Genomic DNA, 12,200 nt, shown 5'->3' with positions numbered 1-12,200 from the left:
ATGCACAGTGAATTGGACGCCTACGACCGCCGCATCCTGGCCCTGCTGCAAGAGGACGCCTCGCTGTCCAGCGCGCAGATCGCCGAACAGGTCGGCCTGTCTCAGTCGCCGTGCTGGCGACGCATCCAGCGGCTCAAGGAGGAAGGAGTGATTCGCGGCCAGGTCACTCTGCTGGATCGCAAGAAGATCGGCCTGAATACGCAGATCTTTGCCGAGGTCAAACTCAACGCCCACGGCCGATCCAACTTCACCGAGTTCACCGACGCGATTCGTGGGTTTCCGGAAGTGCTGGAGTGCTATGTGCTGATGGGGGCGGTGGATTTTCTGCTGCGCATCGTGACGTCGGACATTGAGGCGTACGAGCGGTTTTTCTTCGAGAAGTTATCGATGGTGCCAGGGATTCAGGAGGTCAACTCGATCGTGGCGCTGTCCGAGATCAAGTCGACCACCAGCCTGCCAGTATTGCGCTGACAGGATCGGCCTCATCGGGGGCTAGGCCCCCGATGGCGATATTACAGGCGCAGCAGGGTCTTCCAGGCACGGTTCTGATACACCGCAATCGCCTGATGCATGCGCGCATCCAGCGACTCGTCGGTGATCGGCTGGTTGGCCAGTTGCGCCAGCTTGTTCAACTCGCCGTACAAGCGATCCAGTTCCGCAATGTCCACCACGTTACGCCCGTGGTGCAGCCAGGCCTGGATGCGTTCGATGCGCGGCAGTTGCTCGGCCAGGTCTTCCGGTTGCTGCTGGTAGCGCGGCAGTTGCAGGGCGACGGCATCGTCGGCCAGCAGGCGCGGCAGCCAGTTGGTGATTTGCGCGGCGCCCTGGCGGTTGCCGCGCACGTTGCGGTCGGCAGTCCAGGTGCGGGCCATCAGCCAGCGTGACATGCTCAGCGAGAACAAGCCCCAGCGCACGTCGTCCAATTCTTCGGCAAACTGCTCGGGTGCGGCTTTGCGGATGTCTTCGTCGTCGTCACCGGCCTGGACCAGCGGGCGCCAGTCTTCCAGCAGTGCATCGAGTGCGCTGCGCAGTTCGCTGGTGGATTGACGCGGTGCTGCCTGGCCGAGGCTACCGATCAGGGCGCGCAGTTCGCCGAGGTTGTCGACCCAGTCCTGCAGCAGACGCCAGTGGCCATTGAAGCGGTATTGCTCGGCCAGGCGCTGGCTGCTGCCGAGCAGGTGCCACATGATTGCGGCGAAGGCGTCGTCCAGCGGCATTTCGGCGTGGATCTGCGGCGCCGGCAGGCTCAGGGAGTAGCTGCTGGCGTCGTGCAGGCGGTAGCCGCGCTCGGCCTTGCTGATGTCACACGGCATCAGCGCGAGGGTGGCGGCCAGTTCGGCGGCCAACTCCAGCAGGGCAGCCGGTTCGCCTTCGCGCAGTTCGAGTTCCAGCTCGCAGATTTCTTCTTTCTGCTTACCCACGACCACATGGCCCAGGTCCAGGGCGGCTTCGATCACCACCTTGGCCTTGCCACGGCCCCAGGCGATTTCGGCGCGTTCGCGCACGAAGTCGGTGGTGAAGATCGGCTTGAGGGTCTTTTTGTCCAGCTCGGCCAGTTGCTCGGGCCAGCAGTCGCCGTCGAGTTTCTTCACGTCGAGCTTGGCCTTGGGCAGGTCCCAGTTGTACTCATTGCGTTCCGACAGGCCGGCGACGCTTTGGCCACGGGTCTTGAGGGTCTGGATAATCTCGTCACCGTCCTTGCGCAGGCGCAGGGCGACTTTGGCCTGGGCCAGGTCACGCTCGGGGGTGTCGAAGTACTGGTTCATCAACTCACGGCGTTCCCAGCCACTTTTGTTGCGTTTTTTCAGTAGCGGGTGCTCACGCAGCGCGGCGAGTGTTTCGCGGCTGACGCGGAGCTTGATTTCGGTTTCTTTCTGCATGGCCGGAAAATCCAGGATCGGGAGCGCAGCCGGGGAAAAGAGTGGCTGCCAAGGTCGTGCAGTGTACAGGACTGAGCCCGGCAACGCGCCGCAACGGTTTATTGTCTCGTGCAGATGCCTCTATAGTGGGGCTCATCCGGGAAGTAGGGAGACCGCGTATGCCGTTACCGTCCATGAAAGAGCAGTTCGCCGCGCTGATTGCCGCGCCTTCGGTGAGTTGCACCCAGGCGTCTCTCGACCAGACCAACCGCCCGGTGATCGATTTGCTCGCCGGTTGGTTGGGTGACCTGGGGTTCTCCATCGACATCCAGCCGGTCAGCCCCGGCAAATTCAACCTGCTGGCCAGCTTTGGCACCGGCCCCGGTGGCCTGGTATTGGCCGGCCATAGCGACACCGTTCCTTATGACGCTGCGTTGTGGAGGACCGATCCGCTCAAGCTGACGGAAGTCGACGGCCGCTGGGTAGGATTGGGCAGTTGCGACATGAAGGGTTTTTTCGCGCTGGCGATTGAAGCGGTGTTGCCGCTGCTGGACCAACCGTTCAAGCAACCGTTGCTGATCCTCGCCACCTGCGATGAAGAAAGCTCCATGTCCGGTGCCCGGGCATTGGCCGAAGCCGGGCGCCCGCTGGGCCGGGCGGCGGTAATCGGTGAACCGACCGGCCTCAAGCCGATCCGCCTGCACAAAGGCGTGATGATGGAGCGCATCGACATTCTCGGCCAAAGCGGCCATTCGTCGGACCCAAGCCTGGGCCACAGCGCCCTGGAAGCCATGCATGACGCCATCGGCGAGCTGCGCGGCCTGCGCCTTGCCTGGCAGCGCGAGTACCGAAACCCGCAATTCAGCGTGCCGCAACCGACCATGAACTTCGGCTGTATCCATGGTGGCGACAACCCCAACCGCATCTGTGGCCAGTGCTCCCTGGAATTCGACCTGCGGCCCTTGCCGGGCATGGATCCCGAAGTGCTGCGTGCGGCTATCCGGCAAAAGCTCGACCCCCTGGCCGAGCGCCATAAAGTCAAGATCGACTACGCGCCGTTATTCCCCGCAGTGCCGCCGTTCGAACAGGCCGAAGACGCCGAGTTGGTGCGGGTCGCGGAACGATTGACCGGGCATCGTGCTGAAGCAGTAGCGTTCGGCACCGAAGCGCCTTATCTTCAGCGCCTTGGTTGTGAAACCCTGGTGCTTGGCCCTGGCGACATCGCCTGTGCCCATCAACCGGGCGAGTACCTCGAAATGTCACGCTTGACGCCTACAGTGCGTCTATTGCGGGAACTGATCGAACATTACTGCCTGAAACCTGCGTAAATTAACCCCTGTCCATTCGTACATAAGGAGAGCGAGCGTGTCGCCAAGCCTGTTCCGACGATAACCATCAGCCCGCTGTGCGTTTTCACGACTCATCCTTTTTCGGCTGCTTCTTATTACAGGCCCAGGTTCCATGCCCGACTACGTTAATTGGCTTCGTCACGCTTCGCCCTACATCAATGCCCACCGCGACTGCACCTTTGTGGTCATGTTGCCCGGCGACGGTGTGGATCATCCGAACTTCGGCAATATCGTCCACGACCTGGTGCTGCTTCACAGCCTGGGCGTGCGTCTGGTGCTGGTGCACGGTTCGCGCCCACAGATCGAAGCGCGCCTTGAAGCGCGCGGCCTGGTCCCGACTTACCATGAAGGCATGCGCATCACCGATGCCGCGACGCTGGAGTGTGTGATCGACGCGGTCGGCCACCTGCGTATCGCCATCGAAGCGCGCCTGTCGATGGACATGGCCTCGTCGCCGATGCAGGGCTCGCGCCTGCGGGTGGCCAGCGGCAACCTGGTGACGGCACGTCCTATCGGCGTGCTGGAAGGCGTGGACTATCACCACACCGGCGAAGTGCGCCGGGTCGACCGCAAAGGCATCAATCGCCTGCTGGACGAGCGCTCGATTGTGCTGCTGTCGCCCCTGGGCTATTCGCCTACGGGTGAGATCTTCAACTTGGCCTGCGAAGACGTCGCCACCCGCGCCGCCATTGACCTGGGGGCCGATAAGCTGCTGCTGTTCGGTGCCGATCTCGGCCTGATCGATGAAAATGGCCGCCTGGTGCGTGAGTTGCGTCCGCAGCAAGTACCGGCGCACCTGCAACGCCTGGGCAGCAGTAACTACCAGTCCGAATTGCTCGATGCGGCGGCCGAGGCTTGCCGGGGCGGGGTAGGGCGCAGCCATATCGTCAGCTACGCCGAAGACGGCGCGTTGCTCACCGAGCTGTTTACCCGCGATGGCGGCGGTACGCTGGTGGCCCAGGAGCAATTCGAACTGGTGCGCGAGGCGGCGATTGAAGACGTTGGCGGCCTGCTCGACCTGATCAGCCCCTTGGAAGAGCAGGGCATCCTGGTACGCCGCTCGCGGGAAGTGCTGGAGCGTGAGATCGAGCAGTTCAGCGTGGTGGAGCGCGAAGGCATGATCATCGCTTGTGCGGCGTTGTATCAGATCGCCGATTCGGACGCGGGTGAACTGGCGTGCCTGGCGGTGAACCCGGAGTATCGCCATGGCGGGCGCGGTGATGAGCTGCTTGAGCGCATCGAGACGCGTGCCCGTGCCCAGGGGTTGAAGACCTTGTTCGTGCTCACTACACGCACTGCCCACTGGTTCCGTGAGCGCGGCTTTGTGCCGAGCAGCGTAGACCGTCTGCCATCGGCGCGGGCGTCGCTCTACAACTACCAGCGTAACTCGAAGATTTTCGAGAAGGCCTTGTAAAGCCCTATCCCCCAAGTCACTGGGCAGGCTCGTGTAAGAGCCTGCCCGCGTCGCAGGCCAATCTGGCGTGCCGTCACGCACGACTAAAGTTTAAGAATTCTTGATCTGACGCCGATAACAGGATGGCGGATACGGATAGATTGTGGGAGCCCACAAACACTTGAATCGTCGAATGGGCGGCTTTGACACCAAAAGAAACTATTAGTGACACAAAAACTGTAACAAATTGACGGGAGGATGTGCCTTTGGCCATCATGGCGTCGCCTTTTTGATCGTGGGTGACGTATGCGGCAGAGCGGCCACGCTAATCGATCTAAAAAAGCGCTAATAAATACCCTTTAGGAATTAGCTTGCTGAGCGGATGGTCTACGCTGGCCTGTTCGCATCACGGAAAGGCTTATTCCTGAATCGTATGAAAAAGAATGAAATAATTCTTTTTGGGTGTATGAAAAACTCATTACCCTGCAGGGACCAAATCAACGGTGGTTAGACGAAGGTAGTAGACACACAAGGTTACGATTGACTTGTCAGTCACTATCCGGTGCTAATCGCGCATCTGTGGATCGAGGGCGTCAGACCCGAGACCAAAGAAATACAAAAATTAGAAACGAGAGGAGCGGTACATGAAGAAGTCCACCTTGGCACTGTCTGTAGCTTTGGGCGTAATCGCTCAGCAAGCAGGCGCTGCCGGTTTCATCGAAGACAGCCACGCCACACTGAGTGCGCGTAACTTTTACATCAACACCGATAACCGTGATGGCCACCCATCGTCGACCTCGAACACCCGCAGCAAGAACGCTGAATGGGGCCAAGGCTTCGACCTGCGTTTCATCTCGGGTTACACCCAAGGTACCGTTCAGTTCGGCGTTGATGCGATCGGCCTGTACGGCGTGCGCCTGGATTCGAGCCGTGCTGAACACGGTAACTACAACGGCACCGCATCTGGCGGTACTGTGTTCCCGAGCGATGGCAACACGGCTGTTAACGATTTCGCCAGCCTGGGCGTGACCGGCAAGGTCAAAATCTCCCAAACCGAACTGAAGCTGGGCACCCTGCAGCCTAAGTTGCCGGTTATCGTGACCAACGATGGCCGTCTGTTGCCGCAGACCTTCCAAGGTGGCCAGATCACTACCAACGACATCAAGGATTTGACCTTGGTTGCTGGTCAGGTGGAAAAGGCCAAGGGTCGTAACTCCAGCAACAACGAAAACCTGTCGATTGGTGGTGCCAACGGTAGCTCCAACTACAACACAGGCACTTTCGTTAACAAGTTCTACTATGCGGGTGGTGACTACAAACTCACCAAAGACCTGACCGCCCAGTACTACTACGGCAACCTGGAAGACTTCTACAAGCAGCACTTCCTGGGCCTGACTCACAACTGGGCAATCGGCCCGGGCGTTTTGAAGTCTGACCTGCGTTATTTCAACAGCTCTGACGATGGTAAAAACGGCAACACCCCTGCTTACTACAGCAGCGGTAACTACAACGGTTTCAGCGGCGGCAAGGGTAAGGTTGATAACAACCTGTACAGCGGCCTGTTCCTGTACACCGTTGCCGGCCACACCTTCGGTGGTGGTTACCAGGTCAGCAACGGCAGCAGCGACTTCCCTTGGTTGAACCAGGGCGACGGTTCGTCGGCTTACCTGACGACTGACATGCAGATCCAGAAGTTTGCCCGCGCCGGCGAGCGTACCTGGCAAGCTCGCTACGCTTACGACTTCGCTAAAGTCGGCGTACCTGGCCTGACTGCTGGTGTCGTTTACCTCAAGGGTAGCGACATCGACACCGTTGGCACCAACGCTGGTCGTACTGAAATCACCGGTCAATCCGAGTGGGAACGTGACATCACCGTTGCTTACGTGATTCCAGAAGGCCCGCTGAAAAACCTTGGCGTTGCCTGGAAAAACGCTATGTGGCGCACCGACCTGGCGAACACCCGTTCCCAGGACGAAAACCGCCTGATCGTCAGCTACTCGCTGCCACTGTTCTAGTCGCGTGAAGCTGTTGTAAGACCGTAAAACCTTGCCCGGCGCACGCCGGGCAAGGTGTCTTGCCTTTCAAGTCGGGCTAAACCCCCGCAAGCCCTTCCTGAACCCCTCTTTGTACAGCGTCTCAAGGCCTTCTCGAACCTTGGAAACGATGTTGCGCTTCGCCCTTTCCCGCGTCCAATGAACAGATTTTTAATATTCCTTTATCGTCTAGATAAATCGATATTTATTCTTTTTAAATAATCCGTAATCCATGCACAGTGGGCTCCATAAGCACTCACCAGGAGCCACACCATGAGCCTAAGACTGGGCGATATCGCCCCCGACTTCGAACAGGATTCCAGCGCCGGCAAGATTCGTTTCCACGAATGGCTGGGCGACAGCTGGGGTGTGTTGTTTTCCCACCCGGCGGACTTCACCCCGGTGTGCACCACGGAGCTGGGCTTCACCGCCAAGCTCAAGGACGAGTTCGCCAAGCGTGGCGTCAAGGCCATTGCCCTGTCGGTGGACCCGGTGGACTCGCACCACAAGTGGATCGAAGACATCAACGAAACCCAGGCCACCGTCGTCAACTTCCCGATCCTGGCTGACGCCGACCGCAAGGTTTCGGACCTCTACGACCTGATCCACCCGAACGCCAGTGACACCCTCACCGTGCGTTCCTTGTTCGTGATCGACCCGAACAAGAAGATCCGCCTGACCATCACCTACCCGGCCAGTACCGGCCGTAACTTCCACGAAATCCTGCGGGTCATCGACTCGCTGCAACTGACCGACAACTACAAAGTCGCCACCCCCGCCAACTGGCAGGACGGTGATGAAGTGGTGATCGTGCCGTCGCTCAAAGATGAGGAAGAGATCAAGAAGCGCTTTCCGAAGGGCTATCGGGCGGTGAAGCCGTATTTGCGGCTTACTCCACAACCCAATCGTTGAAACTGAATCACAGCAGGGGTTTTCAGGCCGTTTCTACGGCCTTTTTTTCGCCTGGCGACCTACAAACCTCATATGCATTTAAAGAATAAACAAATGAAAAAATAAGATTTATAGATATATGAATCTGCTGATAAGGTCTGTTCCATCTTGGCGCCATCGCCACACAGCGAACCGCCGGCACTTGCTCAAGGAATTCCTGCATGTTGGTCGTAACACTTGGAGGCAGTCCCAGCCAGCGTTCCCGCTCCGGGGTCTTGCTGGAAAAAACCCGTCAGTGGTTGCAAGACAAAGGCGTCGAAGTGGTGAGTTACCAGATACGGGACTTCCCGGCTGAAGACTTGCTGCATGCACGCTTCGACAGCCCCAAGGTCATTGACCTGCTGCAACAGGTGGCTAACGCGGATGGCCTGGTGATCGCCACGCCCGTGTACAAGGCGTCGTTCTCCGGGGCGTTGAAAACCGTGCTCGACCTGCTGCCCGAGCGCGCCCTGGCCCACAAGGTTGTGTTGCCGATGGCGACCGGCGGCAGCATCGCCCACATGCTGGCGGTGGATTACGCCCTGAAGCCGGTATTGTCGGCCCTCAAAGCCCAGGAGCTGCTCCACGGCATTTTTGCCGAAGACAGCCAGATCGCCTACGGCGAAGGCAGTGCCCAGGCACAACTGGTACCGGTCCTCGAACACCGTTTGCACGAGGCCCTGGAGACGCTTTACGGCGCCATGGCCCGTCGTCCGAAACCGCTGGACCCGCATGTGTTGAATGAACGTTTGTTGAGTGCTCGCTGGAGCATTTAAGTCAGCCTCACCGTTATAGAGATGTACTCACCTTACTCAGCCGCCAACGGCCAAGCAGGTGCAGCCAACCCCCTCATCGCATTATTTGGAGAGAGCGCCATGCGCACTGTCATCTTGCGTCGTGGTCTGGTCGCACTGTTTGCTGCGGCTGTGTCCTTCGGCGCCATTGTTCAGGCTCAAGCTGCCGAGACCCTGCGGATCGGTTACCAGAAATACGGCACCCTGGTGCTGCTCAAGGCCAAGGGCACCCTGGAAAAACGCCTGGCGGCCCAAGGCGTCAACGTCCAATGGACCGAGTTTCCCGGCGGTCCGCAACTGCTCGAAGGCCTGAACGTGGGCTCCATCGACTTCGGTGTCACCGGCGAAACCCCGCCGGTCTTCGCCCAGGCCGCCGGTGCCGACCTGCTCTACGTGGCCTACGAGCCGCCAGCGCCCACCAGTGAAGCGATCCTGGTGCCGAAAGACTCGACGATCAAATCGGTGGCCGAGCTCAAGGGCAAGAAAGTCGTGCTCAACAAAGGCTCCAACGTGCACTACCTGCTGGTGCGTGCCCTGGAAGACGCCGGCCTGAAATACACCGACGTGCAGACCGTGTTCCTGCCGCCCGCCGATGCCCGTGCCGCCTTCGAGCGTGGCAGCGTGGATGCGTGGGTGATCTGGGACCCGTACCAGGCCGCCGCCGAGAAGCAACTGCAAGCGCGCACCCTGCGTGACGGCACCGGCATCGCCGACAACCACCAGTTCTACCTGGCCACCAAGCCGTACGCCGAAAAGCATCCGGAAGTGGTCAAGGCGCTGATCGAAGAAGTGCGCGCGGTGGGCGAGTGGTCCAAGGCCAACCCCCAGGAAGTGACCGAACAAGTCGCGCCGCTGCTGGGCCTGCCGGCAGATATCACCCTGACCTCGGTAAAACGCCAGGGCTACGGCGCGCTGTTCCTGACCCCGGAAGTGGTGGCGGCCCAGCAGAAAATCGCCGACAGCTTCTATCAACTCAAATTGATTCCCAAGCCCTTGAGCATCAAGGACGTGATCTGGACGCCACCGGCTGCCGTGGCTAAAGCGCCGTAATCCGATTTCTTCAGGAGACAACTCCATGAGCCTCACTATTTTCTGGTTCCTGCCTACCCACGGCGACGGCCATTACCTTGGCACCGCCGAAGGCGCTCGCGCCGTCGACCACGGTTATCTGCAGCAAGTGGCCCAGGCCGCTGACCGCCTGGGATTCGGCGGGGTGCTGATCCCCACCGGTCGCTCCTGCGAAGACTCGTGGCTGGTGGCCGCCTCGCTGATCCCGGTGACCCAGCGTTTGAAATTCCTTGTCGCGCTGCGTCCCGGGATCATTTCCCCGACGGTGGCGGCGCGCCAGGCCGCGACCCTGGACCGCCTGTCCGGCGGCCGTGCGTTGTTCAACCTGGTAACCGGTGGTGACCCGGAAGAGCTGGCCGGCGATGGCTTGTTCCTCAGTCACGAAGAGCGCTACCAGGCTTCGGTGGAGTTCACCCGCATCTGGCGCCGCGTGCTGGAAGGCGAAACCGTGGATTACGACGGCGAGCACATCAGCGTCAAAGGCGCCAAGTTGCTCTACCCGCCGATCCAGCAACCGCGCCCGCCGCTGTACTTCGGCGGATCCTCCGAAGCGGCCCAGGACCTCGCCGCCGAACAAGTGGAGATGGTGCTGACCTGGGGCGAGCCACCGGCCGCCGTCGCCGAGAAGATCGAACAGGTGCGGGCCAAGGCGGCGAAACTCGGGCGCACCGTGCGCTTCGGCATTCGTCTGCATGTGATCGTGCGCGAAACCAACGAGGAGGCCTGGAAAGCCGCCGACAAACTGATCTCCCATCTGGACGACGACACCATCGCCCGTGCCCAGGCTTCCCTGGCGCGCTTCGATTCTGTCGGCCAGCAGCGCATGGCGGCCTTGCATGGCGGCAACCGCGACAACCTGGAAGTCAGCCCCAACCTGTGGGCCGGCGTCGGCCTGGTGCGTGGCGGTGCGGGCACCGCGCTGGTGGGCGATGGCCCGACGGTTGCGGAGCGGGTCAAGGAGTACGCAGCGCTGGGCATCGACACCTTTATCTTCTCCGGTTATCCACACCTGGAAGAATCGTATCGGGTCGCCGAGCTGCTGTTCCCGCACCTGGATATCGAACGTCCCGAGCTGCCGAAAAGCGCCGGTTACGTAAGCCCGTTCGGCGAAATGGTCGCCAACGACATCCTTCCCAAAGCTGCGTCACAGAGCTGAGGCGGCGCCATGAACCTGGAAAAATTGAGCCATCGCGTGGCGCCCTGGGTGCTGCCGATTCTATTGCTGGCGGTGTGGCAGTTGTCAGTGTCGGCGGGTTGGTTGTCGACACGCATCCTGCCGGCGCCCAGCGCGGTGATTGAGGCTGGGGTCAACCTGGTGCGCAGCGGCGAAATCTGGACGCACCTGGCCATCAGTGGCTGGCGTGCCGGCCTGGGCTTTGTGATCGGTGGCAGCATCGGCCTGGCGCTGGGGTTTATCACCGGCCTGTCGACGTGGGGCGAACGCCTGCTGGACAGCTCGGTGCAGATGATCCGCAACGTGCCGCACCTGGCGCTGATTCCGCTGGTGATCCTGTGGTTCGGCATCGACGAGACCGCGAAGATTTTCCTCGTGGCTCTCGGCACGCTGTTCCCGATCTACCTCAACACTTACCACGGCATCCGCAACGTCGACCCGGCGCTGGTGGAAATGTCGCGCAGCTACGGCTTGTCCGGTTTCAGCCTGTTCTGGCAAGTGATCCTCCCGGGCGCGCTGCCGTCGATCCTGGTGGGCGTGCGCTTTGCCCTGGGCTTTATGTGGCTGACGCTGATCGTGGCGGAAACCATCTCTGCCAGCTCCGGCATTGGTTATCTGGCGATGAACGCCCGCGAATTCCTGCAAACCGACGTGGTGGTGTTGGCCATCGTGATGTACGCCATCCTCGGCAAGCTGGCCGACCTGGCCGCTCGCGGTCTGGAGCGTCTATGGCTGCGCTGGCACCCGGCTTACCAAGTGAATAAAGGAGGTGCGGCATGACGGCTCAACAACCTCCGCGCCTGCTGAAGGGGATTCCCCTGGCGGTGCGCAAATTGCGCAAGGCCTTCGGCGCGCGGGAAGTGCTCAAGGAAATCGACCTGCACATTCCGGCGGGACAGTTCGTGGCCGTGGTCGGTCGCAGTGGCTGCGGCAAAAGTACCTTGCTGCGCCTGTTGGCCGGCCTCGATAAAGCCAGCGGCGGCGAGCTGCTGGCCGGTTCGGCGCCGCTGAGCGAGGCGATTGAAGACACGCGCTTGATGTTCCAGGAAGCGCGCCTGCTGCCGTGGAAAAAGATCATCGACAACGTCGGTTTGGGCCTCAAAGGCAACTGGCGCCCTAAAGCCTTGGAAGCCCTGGAAGCGGTAGGCCTGGCCGAGCGCGCCAATGAGTGGCCGGCGGCCTTGTCCGGTGGCCAGAAGCAGCGTGTGGCCTTGGCTCGCGCCTTGATCCACCAGCCGCGTTTGCTGCTGCTCGACGAACCGCTGGGCGCCCTGGACGCCCTGACCCGTATCGAGATGCAGCAACTGATCGAAAACCTCTGGCAAAAACACGGCTTCACCGTGTTGCTGGTAACCCATGACGTCAGCGAAGCCGTGGCCATTGCCGACCGGGTGATCCTGATCGAAGACGGCGAAATCGGCCTCGACCTGATCGTCGATCTGCCGCGCCCACGGGCCCGAGGCTCACATCGCCTGGCCGCACTGGAAGCGCAAGTACTTAACCGTGTGCTGTCGTTGCCCGGCACACCGCCGGAACCCGAACCTGTTTCACCGCTGCCTACGCAATTGCGTTGGGCTCAATAACTCACTTGTCCTACGAA

Annotated in this window: 11 protein-coding genes; 10 read left to right on the top strand and 1 reads right to left on the bottom strand. The window is 60.7% G+C overall.

Annotation, left to right across the window (positions count from 1 at the left end; genetic code table 11):
• A complete protein-coding gene (locus J3D60_RS19985; protein ID WP_010207358.1) occupies nt 1-471 on the top strand; it encodes an Lrp/AsnC family transcriptional regulator in 471 nt (156 codons plus the stop codon).
• 41 nt (nt 472-512) lie between these two features.
• Here J3D60_RS19985 and J3D60_RS19980 read toward each other — a convergent pair whose 3' ends face one another.
• Complete coding sequence (locus tag J3D60_RS19980) at nt 513-1,880, bottom strand: inorganic triphosphatase (RefSeq protein WP_253492538.1); 1,368 nt, start codon at nt 1,878-1,880, stop codon at nt 513-515.
• 158 nt (nt 1,881-2,038) lie between these two features.
• Between J3D60_RS19980 and argE the strand changes: the two genes are divergently transcribed.
• The 9 genes from argE to ssuB all read left to right on the top strand — a co-directional run bounded on the left by argE (nt 2,039) and on the right by ssuB (nt 12,183).
• The gene (gene argE, locus J3D60_RS19975; RefSeq protein ID WP_253492536.1) at nt 2,039-3,187 is read left to right on the top strand and encodes an acetylornithine deacetylase; all 1,149 of its coding nucleotides are present in this window, start codon (nt 2,039-2,041) and stop codon (nt 3,185-3,187) included.
• 133 nt (nt 3,188-3,320) lie between these two features.
• On the top strand, nt 3,321-4,622 hold the full coding sequence (gene argA, locus J3D60_RS19970) for an amino-acid N-acetyltransferase (protein ID WP_253492535.1): 1,302 nt from the start codon (nt 3,321-3,323) through the stop codon (nt 4,620-4,622).
• A 623-nt stretch (nt 4,623-5,245) separates the two neighbouring features.
• Nucleotides 5,246-6,616: an OprD family porin gene (locus J3D60_RS19965; RefSeq protein ID WP_092355760.1), complete on the top strand. Its 1,371-nt coding sequence runs from the start codon at nt 5,246-5,248 to the stop codon at nt 6,614-6,616.
• 291 nt (nt 6,617-6,907) lie between these two features.
• Nucleotides 6,908-7,546 (top strand): peroxiredoxin, encoded by a 639-nt coding sequence (locus tag J3D60_RS19960; protein WP_027608395.1) that lies wholly within the window; start codon nt 6,908-6,910, stop codon nt 7,544-7,546.
• A gap of 200 nt (nt 7,547-7,746) precedes the next feature.
• Nucleotides 7,747-8,340: an NADPH-dependent FMN reductase gene (gene ssuE, locus J3D60_RS19955; protein ID WP_027608396.1), complete on the top strand. Its 594-nt coding sequence runs from the start codon at nt 7,747-7,749 to the stop codon at nt 8,338-8,340.
• A 99-nt stretch (nt 8,341-8,439) separates the two neighbouring features.
• A complete protein-coding gene (locus J3D60_RS19950) occupies nt 8,440-9,408 on the top strand; it encodes a sulfonate ABC transporter substrate-binding protein (protein ID WP_053127861.1) in 969 nt (322 codons plus the stop codon).
• 25 nt (nt 9,409-9,433) lie between these two features.
• Nucleotides 9,434-10,582, top strand: coding sequence for an FMNH2-dependent alkanesulfonate monooxygenase (gene ssuD, locus J3D60_RS19945; RefSeq protein WP_027608398.1), 1,149 nt, complete (start codon nt 9,434-9,436; stop codon nt 10,580-10,582).
• Between the two features lie 9 nt (nt 10,583-10,591).
• Nucleotides 10,592-11,380 carry an aliphatic sulfonate ABC transporter permease SsuC gene (gene ssuC, locus J3D60_RS19940; protein WP_253492534.1) on the top strand — a complete coding sequence of 263 codons (789 nt, stop codon included), beginning with the start codon at nt 10,592-10,594 and terminating at the stop codon, nt 11,378-11,380.
• A complete protein-coding gene (gene ssuB / locus J3D60_RS19935) occupies nt 11,377-12,183 on the top strand; it encodes an aliphatic sulfonates ABC transporter ATP-binding protein (RefSeq protein WP_027608400.1) in 807 nt (268 codons plus the stop codon). Before ssuC ends, ssuB begins: the two co-directional genes overlap by 4 nt.
• Nucleotides 12,184-12,200 lie beyond the last annotated feature (17 nt).

This window comes from Pseudomonas sp. S3E17 (assembly GCF_024168685.1).
Lineage (GTDB): Bacteria > Pseudomonadota > Gammaproteobacteria > Pseudomonadales > Pseudomonadaceae > Aquipseudomonas > Aquipseudomonas marginalis.
This window is presented reverse-complemented; position numbering and strand designations above follow the sequence as displayed.